Source organism: Pseudomonas sp. (assembly GCF_035554175.1).
In the GTDB taxonomy this organism is placed as follows: domain Bacteria; phylum Pseudomonadota; class Gammaproteobacteria; order Pseudomonadales; family Pseudomonadaceae; genus Aquipseudomonas.
Genome location: NZ_DATMIV010000010.1, coordinates 246652 through 263112 on the forward strand (window position 1 = coordinate 246652; position 16461 = coordinate 263112).

Here is a 16461-nt window from a genome sequence, read left to right on the forward strand (position 1 = left end):
CAAGCCTGAAAGCAAAGGGAAAAGCGCCAAACTCCAGCATTCGTAACGACTCTTTGCCCAGCCCCGCCCTGCGACCTTTAGACCAATGGACGAGAATCGTTGCATATGAACCATCGGCAGATTGCCAGCTACCTATGTATAATGCCGCCCGCTGACCACAGGGTCACGACGGCTGGCCTCTCTAGCACGAGACTTTCCGCCTGATTGGTCGGGTTGTTACCGCAGCCTGACTGCTTGACGCTCTACTGATGCACCCAACATCACCGCGAAGATTCTCGACATTCGGTTCATGGATGACTTTGAACGAACGCGCTTACCCGGCGCCCCTCGAGTTTCTGCGCACGCTTTAGCAAAGAAGAGAGAGTTAATCCGAATATGCCCACCCGCTCGAAGATCATCTATACCTTCACCGACGAAGCTCCTGCCCTCGCCACCTATTCCCTGCTGCCGATCATCGAGGCTTACACCGCCTCGGCCGATATCGCCGTGGAAACCCGCGATATCTCTCTTGCAGCGCGCATCCTGGCAAGCTTCCCCGAGCAACTGGGCGACAAAGCCGTAGCCGACCACCTCGCCGAACTGGGCGACCTGGCCGTAACGCCTGAAGCCAACATCATCAAGCTGCCGAACATCAGTGCTTCGGTGCCACAGCTGCAAGCCGCGATCAAAGAGTTGCAGGCGCAGGGCTACAACCTGCCGGACTACCCGGAAACAGTGACCAGCGATGCTGACAAAGACGCCAAGGCGCGTTACGACAAGGTCAAGGGCAGCGCCGTGAACCCGGTTCTGCGTGAAGGCAACTCCGACCGCCGCGCGCCACTGTCGGTGAAGAACTACGCGCGCAAGCACCCGCACAAGATGGGCGCCTGGGCCAAAGACTCCAAGTCCCACGTCGCTCACATGAGCACCGGCGATTTCTACGGCAGCGAAAAAGCTGTCCTGATCGACGCCGCTGACGCTGTGAAGATCGAGCTGATCGCCAAGGACGGTACCGCGACCGTCCTGAAAGAAAAAACCACCGTTCAGGCTGGCGAGATCCTCGACTGCGCCGTGATGAGCAAAAACGCCCTGCGCGCGTTCATCGCTGCTGAAATCGAAAGCGCCAAGGCGCAGGGCGTGCTGCTCTCGGTGCACCTGAAAGCGACCATGATGAAGGTCTCCGACCCGATCATGTTCGGCCAGATCGTTGCCGAGTTCTATAAAGATGCCCTGACCAAGCACGCTGACGTGCTGGCCGAGATCGGCTTCAACCTGAACAACGGCATCGGCGATCTGTACGCACGCATCAAGGCCCTGCCGGCCGAGCAGCAAGCGCAGATCGAAGCGGATATCGCAGCGGTCTACGCCGTTCGCCCTGCGCTGGCGATGGTCAACTCCGACAAAGGCATCACCAACCTGCACGTGCCGAGCGACGTCATCGTCGACGCTTCGATGCCGGCCATGATCCGTGACTCCGGCAAGATGTGGGGCACCGACGGCCAGCTGCACGACACCAAGGCAGTGATCCCGGATCGTTGCTACGCGACCATCTACCAGGCCGTGATCGAAGACTGCAAAGCCAATGGCGCGTTCGATCCAACCACCATGGGCAGCGTGCCGAACGTTGGTCTGATGGCGAAGAAAGCCGAAGAGTACGGCTCCCACGACAAGACCTTCCAGATCAAGGCTGACGGCGTGGTTCGCGTGACCGACGGCAAAGGCAACCTGCTGATGGAACAGGCTGTTGAAGCCGGCGACATCTTCCGCATGTGCCAGACCAAAGACGCGCCGATCCAGGACTGGGTCAAACTGGCCGTCAACCGTGCTCGCGCAAGCAGCACGCCGGCGATCTTCTGGCTGGACCCGATGCGCGCTCACGATGGCGTAGTGATCGAGAAGGTTCAGGCTTACCTGAAGGATCACGACACCAGCGGTCTGGACATCCAGATCATGGCCCCGGTCGATGCAATGAAGTACACCCTGCAGCGCACTCGCGAAGGCAAGGACACCATTTCGGTGACCGGCAACGTACTGCGCGACTACCTGACCGACCTGTTCCCGATCATGGAACTGGGCACCAGCGCCAAGATGCTGTCGATCGTGCCGCTGATGAACGGTGGCGGCCTGTTCGAAACCGGCGCTGGCGGTTCGGCACCCAAGCACGTGCAGCAACTGGTTGAAGAGAACTTCCTGCGCTGGGATTCGCTGGGTGAGTTCCTCGCCCTGGCCGCATCTCTCGAGCATCTGGGCGTGAACTACAACAACCCGAAAGCACTGGTGCTGTCGAAAACCCTGGACCAGGCCACCGGCCAGTTCCTCGACAACAACAAGTCGCCATCGCGCAAGGTCGGCAACATCGACAACCGCGGCAGTCACTTCTACCTGGCGATGTACTGGGCTCAGGCCCTGGCCGCCCAGACTGAAGACGCTGCACTGCAAGCGCAGTTCGCGACCCTGGCCAAGACTCTGACCGAGAACGAAGCAACCATCGTTGCCGAACTCAACGCCGTTCAGGGCAAGCCAGTCGACATCGGCGGTTACTACCACGCCGACGCCGAGCTGATCAGCAAAGCCATGCGCCCAAGCGCAACCTTCAACGCGGCGATTGCTGCGCTGGTTTAAGGTTGTAATGCGCTAAACAGACCCCGGCCTTGTGCCGGGGTTTGTGTTTTCAGGTTTTATGATCGCCACAAACCCTGTGGGAGCGAGCCTGCTCGCGAATGCGGTTTATCATTCACCACTTTCGTTGACTGACCCACCGCATTCGCGAGCAGGCTCGCTCCCACAGTGTTCTCATTACATTTTCAGAATTGAGGATGACTTATGGAATGGCTCCCCCACATCACCGTCGCCACTATCGTCGAGGACAACGGTCGTTTCCTGATGGTCGAGGAGTACAAAGGCGGGCGCAACGTGCTCAACCAGCCTGCCGGGCATCTCGATCCGGATGAAACCCTGATCGACGCTGCCATTCGCGAAACTCTCGAAGAAACCGGCTGGGACGTCGAACCCACCGGTGTGATCGGCATTTATCTGTACACCGCACCGAGCAACGGCGTGACTTACCAGCGCGTGTGCTTCAGCGCCAAAGCCGTCAAACACCACCCCGATTATCAAATCGACGACGGCATCCTTGGCGCCAAGTGGCTGACCCGCGACGAATTAATCGCCCAGCGCGACAACTGGCGCAGCGAGTTGGTCATCCGCTGCATCGATGATTATCTGGCCGGTCATCACTTCAGCCTCGAACTGATCCGCCCTTCTCTTTAGCCTTGCGGCCGCGAGCCTGATAGAATCGCGCCCTTTTCCAAGACACTCATTGAATCCCTATGCGTGATCCAGCCACTTCTGACACATCCAAGAAGCGCGTCATTGTCGGCATGTCCGGCGGCGTGGACTCTTCCGTTTCCGCACTTCTGCTGATCGAGCAGGGTTATGAAGTGGAAGGCCTGTTCATGAAGAACTGGGAAGAAGACGACGGAACGGAATACTGCACCGCCATGGACGACCTGGCGGATGCTCAGGCTGTCTGCGACAAGATCGGCATCAAGCTGCACACCGCCAACTTCGCCGCCGAGTACTGGGACAATGTGTTCGAGCACTTCCTCGCCGAATACAAGGCCGGGCGCACGCCGAACCCGGACATCCTGTGTAATCGCGAGATCAAGTTCAAGGCGTTCCTCGACTACGCGATGATGCTGGGCGCAGACCTGATCGCCACCGGTCATTACGTGCGCCGCCGCGATATCGATGGCCGCACCGAACTGCTCAAGGGCCTCGATCCGAACAAGGATCAAAGCTACTTCCTGCACGCCGTCGGCGGTGAGCAGATTGCCAAAACCCTGTTCCCGGTCGGCGAGCTGGAAAAGCCCGCAGTTCGCGCGATTGCCGAGAAATACGAACTGGCCACTGCCAAGAAGAAGGATTCCACCGGGATCTGCTTTATCGGCGAGCGGCGTTTCAGCGATTTCCTCAAGCAATACCTGCCGGCGCAACCGGGCGAGATCAAGACCACCGAAGGCGAAGTCATCGGTCGCCACCACGGCTTGATGTACCACACCATCGGCCAGCGTCAGGGTCTGGGCATCGGCGGCCTGAAAGATGCCGGCGACGAGCCGTGGTACGTGCTGCGCAAGGACCTGGACACCAACGAGCTGATCGTCGGCCAGGGCAACAACCATCCATGGCTGTTCTCCAGCGCCCTGCTCGCCTCGGAAATCTATTGGGTCAACCCGATCGATCTGAGCCAGCCGCTGCGCCTGACGGCGAAAGTGCGTTATCGCCAGAGCGATCAGGCCTGCACTCTGGAAAAAACCGCGAGCGGCTACCGCGCCGTGTTCGACGAACCGCAACGCGCAGTCACGCCGGGCCAGTCCGTGGTGTTCTATGACGGTGAAATCTGCCTGGGTGGCGGCGTGATCGAAGTCGCCGAACCGTGGAGCGGCCAGGCATGAGCCCGACTCAGGAGCAACTGACGGCGCTGGGCGGTGTGTTTCTCGCCGCCGTGCTGGTCGACCGCATCGCCAAGACCGGCCAGACCAACGAGGCCGGCCTGAGCTGCATGCTCGGCAGCCTGCTGGTGCGTGATCCGAAGGACACTCTGGATGTGTACGGCGGCGACGATATCAACCTGCGCGAAGGTTACCGCGCATTGATCGGCGCCCTCGAGCGCGACCCGAGCACCTTGCAGCGCGAGCCGCTGCGCTACGCCCTGTCGATGCTCGGTCTGGAGCGACAACTGGCCAAACGTGACGACATGCTCGACACCATCGGCAAACGTCTGCCGCAGATTCAGTCGCAGGTCGAACATTTCGGCCCGGCCCACGAAAACGTGATCGCCGCCTGCGGTGCGCTGTACCAGGACACTTTGAGCACCCTGCGCCAGCGGATTCAGGTGCACGGCGACATGCGCAACCTGCAGCAGCCGAGCAACGCCTCGAAGATTCGCGCCCTGCTGCTCGCCGGCATCCGTTCGGCGCGCCTGTGGCGCCAGCTTGGCGGCCATCGCTGGCAGCTGGTAATCAGCCGCCGCAAGCTGCTTAAAGAGCTGTATCCGTTGATGCGCAGCGAGTAAACATCGCGCCCTAAAAGCTTTGTAGCCTGTAACGCGTAATACGCCGGTCAGTTGGCAACGGATCGGCGGATTTTTTCATGTATGATACGCGCCCCATTTCGTTGCCCGACTGTCCGAGAACACCCCATGCAGCTCTCTTCGCTCACTGCGGTTTCCCCTGTTGACGGCCGCTACGCCGGCAAAACCCAGGCCCTGCGCCCGATTTTCAGCGAGTACGGCCTGATCCGTGCCCGCGTTCTGGTTGAAGTGCGCTGGCTCCAGCGCCTGGCCGCCCACGCCGGCATCCCGGAAGTACCGGCCTTCTCCGCCGAGGCCAACGCCGTTCTCAACGAACTGGCTGAAAACTTCTCGCTGGAGCACGCCGAGCGCGTCAAAGAGATCGAGCGCACCACCAACCACGACGTCAAAGCGATCGAATACCTGCTCAAGGAGCAGGCGGCCAAGCTGCCGGAGCTGGCCAAGGTCAGCGAGTTCATCCACTTTGCCTGCACCAGTGAAGACATCAACAACCTGTCTCACGCCCTGATGCTGCGCGAAGGCCGTGACGACGTGATGCTGCCGCTGATGCGCCAGACCGCCAACGCCATCCGCGAACTGGCCATCCGTTTCGCCGACGTGCCGATGCTGTCGCGCACCCATGGTCAGCCGGCGTCGCCAACCACCCTGGGTAAAGAACTGGCCAACGTGGTTTACCGTCTTGAGCGGCAGATCGCTCAGGTCGCTGCCGTGCCTCTTTTGGGCAAGATCAACGGCGCTGTCGGCAACTACAACGCACACCTGTCGGCCTACCCGCAGATCGACTGGGAAGCCAACGCTCGCGCCTTCATCGAAGACGAGCTGGGCCTGGGCTTCAACCCGTACACCACGCAGATCGAACCGCACGACTACATCGCCGAGCTGTTCGACGCGATTGCCCGCTTCAACACGATTCTGATCGACTTCGACCGCGACATCTGGGGCTACATTTCCCTGGGTTATTTCAAACAGCGCACCATCGCTGGCGAAATCGGTTCGTCGACCATGCCGCACAAGGTCAACCCGATCGACTTCGAAAACTCCGAAGGCAACCTGGGTATCGCCAACGCGCTGTTCCAGCACCTGGCGAGCAAACTGCCGATCTCCCGCTGGCAGCGCGACCTGACCGACTCCACCGTGCTGCGTAACCTCGGTGTCGGCTTCGCCCACAGCGTGATCGCTTACGAGGCCAGCCTCAAAGGCATCAGCAAGCTCGAGCTCAACGCCGACAGAATTGCTGCCGATCTGGACGCATGCTGGGAAGTTCTGGCCGAGCCGATCCAGACCGTGATGCGCCGCTACAACATCGAAAACCCGTACGAAAAACTGAAAGAACTCACCCGTGGCAAGGGCATCAGCCCTGAAGCGTTGCAGACTTTCATCGACGGCCTGGACATGCCAGCCGAAGCGAAAGCCGAACTCAAGCAACTGACCCCGGCCAACTACATCGGCAACGCTGTGGCACAAGCCAAACGAATCTGATCGACCGTTCGCCCCGTTTAAGACGCCCGGCCGCGCCGGGCGTTTTTATTCCCGTCTGAAAAGTGCTTTTTTTCAATAGGTTACATATGAATTCCGATATTCCTCTTCAACTTCTGGGCGGCCTCACAGCACGCGAATTCCTGCGTGACTACTGGCAGAAAAAGCCACTGCTGATCCGTCAGGCGATTCCTGACTTCGAAAGCCCGATCGACGCCGACGAACTGGCCGGCCTGGCCCTGGAAGAAGAAGTCGAATCGCGCCTGGTGATCGAACATGGCGAGCGCCCATGGGAACTGCGCCGCGGCCCGTTCGCTGAAGACGAATTCAGCAAACTGCCGGAAAAAGAGTGGACCCTGCTGGTGCAAGCAGTCGACCAATTCGTTCCGGAAGTCAGCGAGTTGCTGGAAAACTTCCGCTTCCTGCCGAGCTGGCGCGTCGATGACGTGATGATCAGCTTCGCCGCCCCAGGCGGCAGCGTCGGCCCGCACTTCGATAACTACGATGTGTTCCTGTTGCAGGGCCACGGCAAGCGCAACTGGAAAATCGGCCAGATGTGCGACTCCGAGAGCCCGCTGCTACAACACGCCGACCTGCGCATCCTCGCCGAATTCCACGAGACCGAAGAATGGGTGCTGGAACCGGGCGACATGCTCTACCTGCCGCCGCGCCTGGTCCATTGCGGTGTCGCGGTCGACAACTGCATGACCTACTCGGTCGGCTTCCGCGCGCCAAGCGCCGCAGAAGTGCTGACCCACTTCACCGACTTCCTCAGCCAGTTCCTGACTGACGAAGAACGCTACACCGATGCCGACGCCAAGCCGGCGGTCGATCCGCACCAGATTCAACATGACGCGCTGGATCGCCTGAAAAGCCTGCTCGCCGAGCACATGAGCGACGAGCGCCTGCTGCTGACCTGGTTTGGCCAGTACATGACCGAGCCACGCTACCCGGAACTGGTGGTCGGCCCGGAAGACGTCGAAGAAGAAGACTTCCTCGCCGCCCTGCAAGACGGCGCCGTGCTGATTCGCAACCCGAGCGCGCGCCTGGCCTGGTCGGAAGTCGACGACGATCTGCTGTTGTTCGCCAGCGGTCAGAGCCGTTACCTGCCGGGCAAGCTGCGCGAACTGCTCAAGCTGATCTGCGCCGCCGACGCCCTGCACGCTGACAACCTCGACCAGTGGCTGAGCGACGAAGACAGTCGCAGCCTGCTCTGCGAACTGGTCAAGCAAGGGAGCCTGGGGTTCGCCGATGAATAAAATTCGCGTTCGTGTCGCAGACTGGCAGAAGGATAACGCCGAGATCCGGCGCATTCGTGAAACGGTGTTCATCGCCGAACAATCGGTGCCACCTGAGCTTGAGTGGGACGCGGACGACGCGACCGCCGTACATTTTCTGGCTTTCGAGGGCGACTTCCCGATCGGTACTGCGCGGTTGCTGCCCGACGGCCAGATCGGCCGGGTCTCGGTACTCAAAGACTGGCGTGGAATGAAGGTCGGTGATGCGCTGATGCAAGCAGTCATCGCCGAAGCCGAGGCGCGCGGTTTGAAGCAGCAGATGCTCAGCGCTCAGGTGCAAGCCACGGCGTTCTATGAGCGGCTGGGGTTCAGCGTGGTCAGCGAAGAGTTTCTCGAAGCCGGGATACCGCACGTCGACATGGTTCGCCATTCGACCTGATACCGCAGCGCGGCTTTCGCGAGCAGGCTCGCTCCCACACTGGATCTCTGCCTGACACAAAATATGTGTCCACTGGAGATCTACTGTGGGAGCGAGCCTGCTCGCGAAGAGGCCTTTGAGAACACCACAAAACGCCCCGCCATCCACCGATGCCGGGGCGTTTTGCTGTCTACGATTCAACTTGCCCCACCCCGGGCCGACAAACTGGCAATATCAAGTCTTTTGAACGCGGAGATAACGGACATGTCCCTACGCACCCTGCTCACCACCCTGCTGCTCGGCTGCAGTTTTTCGGTGCTGGCAGCCACAGAAATCGTCCCTCTCAAATACCACACCAGTGCCGACATGCTGCCGGTGGCGCAGGACTTCATCGGCCAGGACGGTCAGGTCAGCGCTTACGGCAATCAGCTGATCGTCAAAGCCGAACCTGGCAAGATTCAGGAATTGAAGGATCTGCTGGCGCAACTCGACACCGCGCCCAAGCGCTTGCTGATCACCGTCGATACCAACGAAAACAACGGCCGTGGCGACGAAGGCTATGCGGTCAATGGTGCCCAGCCGAACCAGACCCGGATCATCAGCCGCAGCACCACCAGCCGTAACGGCGGCGTTCAGCAAGTGCAGACCAGTGAAGGCACGCCGGCGCTGATTCAGGTCGGTCAGAGTGTGCCGATCACCAACACCCAGAGCGATTCCTACGGCGGTTACAGCAGCGAAACCCAATATCGCAACGTCACCCAGGGTTTCTACGTCACCGCCAGCGTCACCGGCGAGACCGTTCATCTGGCGATCAGTACCAACCGTGACCGCATGAGCCAGGAACGTCCCGATGTAGTGAACGTTCAGAGTACCGACACAAACGTTACCGGGCGCCTCGGTGAGTGGATCACCCTTGCCGGTGTCAACAGCCAGACTCAGGCCGACAAACAGGGCCTGACCCGCAGCTACTCGACTCAAGGTCGCGATGACATGACCTTGCGGGTCAAAGTCGACACGCTGGACTAAAGCACCGAAAACTGACTGATTAGTCGTATCAGACTAAAGATGTAGTGCTTGAAAAAAAGCACTACAAAACGTTTGACGAGGCGAAAAAGCGAGGGCATGATGGCCTCGCTCCCGCTAATCAGAGGCCCTGGCAAGGGCCTTCGAAGCGCCGTTCGCACCTACCCCGCGAACCGTTTCGTGTCTGTACCGCCCACAAGGTGTGTTTGACGAGGTTGCCGACTGGAACGAAGTTGTCCCGAGGGACGGAAGCGTATTTAGGTAACCCGGCTTCACGCTGTTGTTCGTATAAAGGCCCACGACGCCCGCATGCGCCCCGCAGTCCGCCACTACCTGCTCACTTCCCCTCGAGCCCATCGTTCATCCCGTCGCCTACCCCGCCGAATCCGACTTGACCACTCAGCTTCTGGTCAGCGAGCGCAGGAATTTTCCACCGCAGAACAACTTTTCATAAAAGACGCGACGAGGTTTATCTCCATGGCACTGACACGCGAACAGCAAATTGCAGCCCTCGAAAAAGACTGGGCTGAAAACCCGCGCTGGAAAGGCGTGACTCGCACTTACTCCGCTGCTGACGTCGTCCGCCTGCGTGGCTCGGTTCAGCCTGAGCACACTTTTGCGAAGATGGGCGCCGAGAAGCTGTGGAGCCTGGTGACCCAGGGGGCCAAGCCGTCCTTCCGTCCAGAGAAAGATTTCGTCAACTGCATGGGCGCCCTGACCGGCGGCCAGGCTGTTCAGCAGGTCAAGGCCGGTATCCAGGCGATCTATCTGTCGGGCTGGCAAGTGGCTGCGGACAACAACTCTGCCGAATCGATGTACCCGGATCAGTCGCTGTACCCGGTTGACTCGGTGCCGACCGTGGTCAAGCGCATCAACAACTCGTTCCGTCGTGCTGACCAGATCCAGTGGAAAGCCGGCAAGAATCCGGGCGATGAAGGCTACATCGACTACTTCGCGCCAATCGTCGCCGACGCTGAAGCCGGTTTCGGCGGCGTGCTCAACGCCTACGAGCTGATGAAGAGCATGATCGAAGCAGGCGCCGCCGGCGTTCACTTCGAAGACCAACTGGCCTCGGTGAAGAAATGCGGCCACATGGGCGGCAAGGTTCTGGTGCCAACCCAGGAAGCCGTACAGAAGCTCACCGCTGCCCGTCTGGCGGCTGACGTTGCCGGCACGCCAACCATCATTCTGGCCCGTACCGACGCTAACGCGGCTGACCTGCTGACCTCCGACTGCGACCCGTACGACCAGCCATTCGTGACCGGCGAGCGTACTCAGGAAGGTTTCTACAAGGTACGTGCCGGTCTGGATCAAGCGATCGCCCGTGGCCTGGCTTACGCGCCGTACGCCGACCTGATCTGGTGCGAAACCGCCAAACCGGATCTGGAAGAAGCCCGTCGCTTCGCTGAAGCGATCAAGAAGGAATACCCGGACCAGCTGCTGTCATACAACTGCTCACCTTCCTTCAACTGGAAGAAAAACCTGGACGACGCGACCATCGCCAAGTTCCAGCGCGAACTGTCCGCCATGGGCTACAAGCACCAGTTCATCACCCTGGCCGGCATTCACAACATGTGGCACAGCATGTTCAACCTGGCGCACGACTACGCCCGCAACGACATGACCGCCTACGTGAAGCTGCAAGAGCAGGAATTCGCTGACGCTGCCAAGGGTTACACCTTCGTGGCTCACCAGCAGGAAGTGGGCACTGGCTACTTCGACGACATGACCACCGTGATCCAGGGCGGCTCGTCCTCGGTGACCGCGCTGACCGGTTCGACCGAAGAAGAACAGTTCCACTGATACTGCTTCGCTGAGCAAACGGCCTTTGCGGATCGAACAAAAAGCTGACCGCAGAGCCGCAAGACTGACGCCCCGACTGGTTCGGGGCGTTTTTTTGGCCCGGAAAACATACCCTCCCCTGTAGGAGCTGCCGAAGGCTGCGATCTTTTGATCTTGTCTTTCAAAGCAAAATCAAAAGATCGCAGCCTTCGGCAGCTCCTACAGGTGATCTGCGGCGTCAGCGCGAAACATTGATCTGAAGCGGTACAAACGTCAGAAATTTCCGCTAAAACGGTAGGCTTCGCTACTTGCAGTAACGTGCAAGTAAGACAACTTCCCGACCGCTCACTCGTTAATCACTTACAAAACCACTCCAAACGATATCAATTATCATTTAGCGCCAACTATGTTCGTTACATCTCTCACAAAACATAATTGATGGAAACCCGGCTAATGCCCGCAACGCATGGGCCGCAGGGCTGTGAGCAAGCGCTATGTCCTTAATCCGGTAAATAATTTCGCCTTTGGAATTTTACTTGCCGGGTGTTTAGCCATAAAATCAGCCCGATTGATTGCTGCGACATATCGTCACTGCCTTATTTCTTTATCAAGCTCAGAGACCTTTGCTCTCTGTTAAGGATTACCAGCATGCGCGAAGCGACAGGACTCATGGCCCACAACTGGGGCTTTGCCATTTTCCTTCTGGGTGTCGTCGGCCTGTGTGCCTTCATGCTTGGCGTCTCCAGCCTCCTCGGGTCAAAAGCCTGGGGTCGCAGCAAAAACGAACCGTTCGAGTCGGGCATGCTGCCTACCGGTGGCGCCCGCTTGCGGCTCTCAGCCAAATTCTATCTGGTCGCGATGCTCTTCGTGATCTTCGATATCGAAGCCCTCTTTCTCTTTGCATGGTCTGTGTCCGTCCGCGAAAGCGGCTGGACCGGATTCGTCGAAGCTCTCGTTTTCATAGCAATTCTGTTGGCAGGTCTTGTCTACCTGTTCCGAGTGGGCGCCCTTGACTGGGCTCCGGAAGCTCGTCGCAAGCGGCAGGCGAAGCTGAAACAATGAGGCTTTGGCAATGCAATACAATCTCACCAGGATCGACCCCGATGCTCCTAACGAGCAGTATCCGATTGGCCAGCGGGAAACCGTTGCCGATCCGTTAGAAGATCAAGTTCACAAAAACATTTTCATGGGCAAGCTGGAAGACGTGCTGAGTGGCGCGGTCAACTGGGGACGCAAGAACTCCCTGTGGCCGTACAACTTCGGCCTGTCGTGCTGCTACGTGGAAATGACCACTGCCTTCACGGCGCCCCATGACATCGCACGCTTTGGCGCCGAAGTGATTCGGGCTTCGCCGCGTCAGGCCGACTTCATGGTTATCGCCGGTACCTGCTTCATCAAGATGGCGCCGATCATTCAGCGTCTCTACGAGCAAATGCTCGAACCGAAATGGGTTATCTCCATGGGTTCGTGCGCCAACTCCGGTGGCATGTACGACATCTACTCCGTGGTTCAAGGCGTGGACAAGTTCCTGCCCGTGGACGTCTACGTACCTGGCTGCCCGCCCCGTCCGGAAGCATTTCTGCAAGGCTTGATGCTGTTGCAGGAATCGATTGGACAGGAGCGTCGCCCGCTTTCCTGGGTCGTTGGTGATCAAGGCGTGTACCGCGCCGACATGCCATCGCAGAAGGATGCGCGCCGCGAACAGCGAATCGCAGTCACCAATCTGCGCAGCCCTGACGAAGTCTGATCCAGATCTGTTCTTAGTAACGAGAAGCTGGCTTCATTCTTTACGTTGACCGAAAGCGAAAAAATAACCATGACTACAGGCAGTGCTCTGTACATCCCGCCTTACAAGGCAGACGACCAGGATGTGGTCGTCGAACTGAACAACCGTTTTGGCGCCGAAGCGTTCACCGCGCAAGCGACCCGCACCGGCATGCCGGTGCTGTGGGTGGCTCGCGCCAGAGTGGTTGAAGTCCTGACTTTCCTGCGCAATCTGCCCAAGCCGTACGTCATGCTCTATGACCTGCACGGCGTGGACGAGCGTCTGCGCACCAAGCGTCAAGGGCTGCCGACCGGCGCCGATTTCACCGTGTTCTATCACCTCATGTCGCTGGAGCGTAATAGTGACGTGATGATCAAGGTGGCCTTGTCCGAAGGCGACCTCAGCATGCCTTCCGTCACCAGCATCTGGCCAAACGCCAACTGGTACGAGCGTGAAGTCTGGGACATGTTCGGCATCGACTTCAAAGGTCACCCGCACCTGTCGCGCATCATGATGCCGCCGACCTGGGAAGGTCACCCGCTGCGCAAGGACTTCCCGGCGCGCGCCACCGAATTCGATCCGTTCAGCCTCAACCTCGCCAAGCAACAGCTCGAGGAAGAAGCCGCGCGCTTCCGTCCGGAAGACTGGGGCATGAAGCGTTCCGGTGCCAACGAGGACTACATGTTCCTCAACCTCGGCCCGAACCACCCCTCGGCGCACGGTGCGTTCCGCATCATCCTGCAGCTGGACGGCGAAGAAATCGTCGACTGCGTCCCGGACATCGGTTACCACCACCGTGGCGCCGAGAAGATGGGCGAGCGTCAGTCCTGGCACAGCTACATTCCGTACACCGACCGTATCGACTACCTCGGCGGCGTGATGAACAATCTGCCGTACGTGCTCTCGGTCGAGAAGCTGGCCGGTATCAAGGTGCCCGAGAAGGTCGATGTCATCCGCATCATGATGGCCGAGTTCTTCCGAATCACCAGTCACCTGTTGTTCCTGGGTACCTACATCCAGGACGTCGGCGCCATGACCCCGGTGTTCTTCACCTTCACCGACCGGCAGAAGGCGTACACGGTGATCGAAGCGATTACCGGTTTCCGTCTGCACCCGGCCTGGTACCGCATCGGTGGCGTTGCACACGACCTGCCGCGCGGCTGGGAAAAACTGGTCAAGGATTTCGTCGAGTGGATGCCCAAGCGTCTGGACGAATACACCAAGGCCGCCCTGCAGAACAGCATCCTCAAGGGTCGTACCATCGGCGTTGCCCAGTACAACACCAAAGAGGCCCTGGAATGGGGCGTCACCGGTGCCGGCCTGCGTTCGACCGGGTGCGATTTCGACCTGCGCAAGGCGCGTCCGTACTCGGGCTACGAGAACTTCGAATTCGAAGTACCGCTGGCCGTCAATGGCGATGCCTACGACCGCTGCATGGTCCGCGTCGAAGAGATGCGCCAGAGCATCAAGATCATCGATCAATGCATGCGCAACATGCCGGAAGGCCCGTACAAGGCGGATCACCCGCTGACCACGCCGCCACCGAAAGAGCGCACGCTGCAGCACATCGAAACCCTGATCACGCACTTCCTGCAGGTTTCGTGGGGCCCGGTGATGCCGGCCAACGAATCCTTCCAGATGATCGAAGCGACCAAGGGCATCAACAGTTATTACCTGACGAGCGACGGCGGCACCATGAGCTACCGTACCCGGATCCGTACTCCGAGCTTCCCGCACCTGCAGCAGATCCCTTCGGTGATCAAAGGCAGCATGGTCGCGGACTTGATTGCGTACCTGGGTAGTATCGACTTCGTTATGGCCGACGTGGACCGCTAAGCATGAACAGCACGCTTATCCAGACAGACCGTTTCACCTTGAGTGAAACCGAGCGCTCGGCCATCGAGCACGAGCTGCATCACTACGAAGACCCGCGCGCGGCGTCGATCGAAGCCCTGAAGATCGTTCAGAAAGAACGCGGCTGGGTGCCGGATGGCGCCCTGTACGCGATCGGCGAGATCCTCGGCATCCCGGCCAGCGACGTTGAAGGCGTGGCGACGTTCTATAGCCAGATTTTCCGTCAGCCGGTCGGCCGCCACATCATTCGCGTCTGCGACAGCATGGTCTGCTACATCGGCGGCCATGAGTCAGTGGTCAGCGAAATCCAGAACAATCTGGGCATCGGCCTGGGTCAGACCACCGCCGACGGTCGTTTCACCCTGCTGCCTGTCTGCTGCCTCGGCAACTGCGACAAGGCACCGGCGCTGATGATCGACGACGACACCTTTGGCGACGTCCAGCCTGCTGGCGTGGCCAAACTGCTCGAGGGCTACGTATGACCCTGACATCTTTCGGTCCTGCCAACCGCATTCAGCGTTCGGCCGAGACTCACCCGCTGACCTGGCGTCTGCGCGATGACGGCGAGGCCGTGTGGCTCGACGAGTATCAGGCCAAGAACGGCTACGCCGCTGCGCGCAAAGCCTTCGCCGACATGGATCAGGACGCTATCGTCCAGACCGTGAAAGACGCCGGCCTCAAGGGTCGCGGCGGTGCCGGCTTCCCCACTGGTGTGAAGTGGGGCCTGATGCCCAAGGACGAGTCCATCAACATCCGCTACCTGCTGTGCAACGCGGATGAAATGGAGCCGAACACCTGGAAAGACCGCATGCTGATGGAGCAACTGCCCCACCTGCTGATCGAAGGCATGCTGATCAGTGCCCGCGCGCTGAAAACCTACCGTGGCTACATCTTCCTGCGTGGCGAATACACCACCGCCGCCAAGCACCTCAACCGTGCCGTGGAAGAAGCCAAGGCTGCCGGCCTGCTGGGCAAGAACATCCTCGGTTCGGGTTTTGATTTCGAGCTGTTCGTCCACACCGGCGCCGGGCGTTACATCTGCGGTGAAGAAACCGCACTGATCAACTCCCTCGAAGGCCGCCGCGCCAACCCGCGCTCCAAGCCGCCCTTCCCTGCCGCCGTCGGTGTGTGGGGCAAGCCGACCTGCGTGAACAACGTCGAAACCCTGTGCAACGTGCCGGCAATCATTGCCGACGGCGTTGACTGGTACAAATCACTGGCACGCGAAGGTTCCGAAGACATGGGCACCAAGCTCATGGGCTTCTCCGGCAAGGTCAAGAATCCGGGCCTGTGGGAACTGCCATTCGGCGTCACTGGTCGCGAGCTGTTCGAAGACTATGCCGGCGGCATGCGCGACGGCTTCAAGCTCAAGGCCTGGCAGCCAGGGGGCGCCGGTACCGGTTTCCTCCTGCCGGAACACCTCGATGCGCAAATGTACGCCGGCGGCATCGCCAAGGTGGGCACCCGTATGGGTACCGGTCTGGCCATGGCGGTGGACGACAGCGTCAACATGGTCTCGCTGCTGCGCAACATGGAGCAGTTCTTCGCCCGTGAATCCTGCGGTTTCTGCACCCCGTGCCGTGATGGTCTGCCATGGAGCGTCAAGCTCCTGATGGCCATCGAACAGGGCAAGGGCCAGCCAGGCGACATCGAGACCCTGCTGGGTCTGGTCGGTTTCCTCGGCCCGGGCAAGACCTTCTGTGCTCACGCACCGGGTGCCGTGGAGCCGTTGGGCAGCGCGATCAAATACTTCCGCCCAGAGTTCGAAGCCGGTATCGCGCCTGTCAGCGCCGCCGTCCCGCCTCTGGCAAGGCCGATCGTAGTCGGCGCGTAA

General features: G+C 59.8%; 14 protein-coding genes. All 14 read left to right on the forward strand.

All coding sequences use genetic code 11. The annotated features are described in order from the left end of the window. Nucleotides 1-375 precede the first annotated feature (375 nt). The 14 genes from VNV36_RS04740 (at nucleotide 376) to nuoF (ending at nucleotide 16461) form a co-directional block, all read left to right on the forward strand. On the forward strand, nucleotides 376-2601 hold the full coding sequence (locus VNV36_RS04740; protein WP_325716734.1) for an NADP-dependent isocitrate dehydrogenase: 2226 nt from the start codon (nucleotides 376-378) through the stop codon (nucleotides 2599-2601). A gap of 201 nt (nucleotides 2602-2802) precedes the next feature. Beyond that, nucleotides 2803-3249 (forward strand): NUDIX hydrolase, encoded by a 447-nt coding sequence (locus VNV36_RS04745; RefSeq protein ID WP_325716735.1) that lies wholly within the window; start codon nucleotides 2803-2805, stop codon nucleotides 3247-3249. Nucleotides 3250-3308: 59 nt separating this feature from the next. Next, nucleotides 3309-4433, forward strand: a complete 1125-nt coding sequence (gene mnmA, locus VNV36_RS04750) for a tRNA 2-thiouridine(34) synthase MnmA (protein WP_325716736.1) — start codon at nucleotides 3309-3311, stop codon at nucleotides 4431-4433. After that, on the forward strand, nucleotides 4430-5053 hold the full coding sequence (gene hflD / locus VNV36_RS04755; RefSeq protein WP_325716737.1) for a high frequency lysogenization protein HflD: 624 nt from the start codon (nucleotides 4430-4432) through the stop codon (nucleotides 5051-5053). Before mnmA ends, hflD begins: the two co-directional genes overlap by 4 nt. A 126-nt stretch (nucleotides 5054-5179) precedes the next feature. Next, nucleotides 5180-6550, forward strand: a complete 1371-nt coding sequence (gene purB, locus VNV36_RS04760; RefSeq protein WP_325716738.1) for an adenylosuccinate lyase — start codon at nucleotides 5180-5182, stop codon at nucleotides 6548-6550. A gap of 86 nt (nucleotides 6551-6636) precedes the next feature. Next, nucleotides 6637-7806, forward strand: a complete 1170-nt coding sequence (locus VNV36_RS04765; RefSeq protein ID WP_325716739.1) for a ribosomal protein uL16 3-hydroxylase — start codon at nucleotides 6637-6639, stop codon at nucleotides 7804-7806. Then, nucleotides 7799-8224 (forward strand): GNAT family N-acetyltransferase, encoded by a 426-nt coding sequence (locus VNV36_RS04770; protein WP_325716740.1) that lies wholly within the window; start codon nucleotides 7799-7801, stop codon nucleotides 8222-8224. The genes VNV36_RS04765 and VNV36_RS04770 overlap by 8 nt, the downstream gene beginning before the upstream one ends. A gap of 243 nt (nucleotides 8225-8467) precedes the next feature. Continuing rightward, complete coding sequence (locus tag VNV36_RS04775) at nucleotides 8468-9229, forward strand: secretin N-terminal domain-containing protein (RefSeq protein WP_325716741.1); 762 nt, start codon at nucleotides 8468-8470, stop codon at nucleotides 9227-9229. A 474-nt stretch (nucleotides 9230-9703) separates the two neighbouring features. After that, nucleotides 9704-11029: an isocitrate lyase gene (gene aceA / locus VNV36_RS04780; protein WP_325716742.1), complete on the forward strand. Its 1326-nt coding sequence runs from the start codon at nucleotides 9704-9706 to the stop codon at nucleotides 11027-11029. Nucleotides 11030-11656: 627 nt separating this feature from the next. Next, nucleotides 11657-12070, forward strand: coding sequence for an NADH-quinone oxidoreductase subunit A (locus VNV36_RS04785; RefSeq protein ID WP_325716743.1), 414 nt, complete (start codon nucleotides 11657-11659; stop codon nucleotides 12068-12070). 10 nt (nucleotides 12071-12080) lie between these two features. After that, complete coding sequence (locus tag VNV36_RS04790) at nucleotides 12081-12755, forward strand: NuoB/complex I 20 kDa subunit family protein (RefSeq protein ID WP_325716744.1); 675 nt, start codon at nucleotides 12081-12083, stop codon at nucleotides 12753-12755. A 69-nt stretch (nucleotides 12756-12824) separates the two neighbouring features. Further along, nucleotides 12825-14609 (forward strand): NADH-quinone oxidoreductase subunit C/D, encoded by a 1785-nt coding sequence (gene nuoC, locus VNV36_RS04795; RefSeq protein WP_325716745.1) that lies wholly within the window; start codon nucleotides 12825-12827, stop codon nucleotides 14607-14609. Nucleotides 14610-14611: 2 nt separating this feature from the next. After that, complete coding sequence (nuoE, locus tag VNV36_RS04800; protein ID WP_003223804.1) at nucleotides 14612-15109, forward strand: NADH-quinone oxidoreductase subunit NuoE; 498 nt, start codon at nucleotides 14612-14614, stop codon at nucleotides 15107-15109. Beyond that, nucleotides 15106-16461, forward strand: coding sequence for an NADH-quinone oxidoreductase subunit NuoF (nuoF, locus tag VNV36_RS04805; RefSeq protein ID WP_064363636.1), 1356 nt, complete (start codon nucleotides 15106-15108; stop codon nucleotides 16459-16461). Before nuoE ends, nuoF begins: the two co-directional genes overlap by 4 nt.

Coding starts and splice junctions, on each gene's coding strand:
- VNV36_RS04740 (WP_325716734.1), top strand. CDS start 376: ATGCCCACCCGCTCGAAGATCATCTATACCTTCACCGACGAAGCTCCT.
- VNV36_RS04745 (WP_325716735.1), top strand. CDS start 2,803: ATGGAATGGCTCCCCCACATCACCGTCGCCACTATCGTCGAGGACAAC.
- mnmA (WP_325716736.1), top strand. CDS start 3,309: ATGCGTGATCCAGCCACTTCTGACACATCCAAGAAGCGCGTCATTGTC.
- hflD (WP_325716737.1), top strand. CDS start 4,430: ATGAGCCCGACTCAGGAGCAACTGACGGCGCTGGGCGGTGTGTTTCTC.
- purB (WP_325716738.1), top strand. CDS start 5,180: ATGCAGCTCTCTTCGCTCACTGCGGTTTCCCCTGTTGACGGCCGCTAC.
- VNV36_RS04765 (WP_325716739.1), top strand. CDS start 6,637: ATGAATTCCGATATTCCTCTTCAACTTCTGGGCGGCCTCACAGCACGC.
- VNV36_RS04770 (WP_325716740.1), top strand. CDS start 7,799: ATGAATAAAATTCGCGTTCGTGTCGCAGACTGGCAGAAGGATAACGCC.
- VNV36_RS04775 (WP_325716741.1), top strand. CDS start 8,468: ATGTCCCTACGCACCCTGCTCACCACCCTGCTGCTCGGCTGCAGTTTT.
- aceA (WP_325716742.1), top strand. CDS start 9,704: ATGGCACTGACACGCGAACAGCAAATTGCAGCCCTCGAAAAAGACTGG.
- VNV36_RS04785 (WP_325716743.1), top strand. CDS start 11,657: ATGCGCGAAGCGACAGGACTCATGGCCCACAACTGGGGCTTTGCCATT.
- VNV36_RS04790 (WP_325716744.1), top strand. CDS start 12,081: ATGCAATACAATCTCACCAGGATCGACCCCGATGCTCCTAACGAGCAG.
- nuoC (WP_325716745.1), top strand. CDS start 12,825: ATGACTACAGGCAGTGCTCTGTACATCCCGCCTTACAAGGCAGACGAC.
- nuoE (WP_003223804.1), top strand. CDS start 14,612: ATGAACAGCACGCTTATCCAGACAGACCGTTTCACCTTGAGTGAAACC.
- nuoF (WP_064363636.1), top strand. CDS start 15,106: ATGACCCTGACATCTTTCGGTCCTGCCAACCGCATTCAGCGTTCGGCC.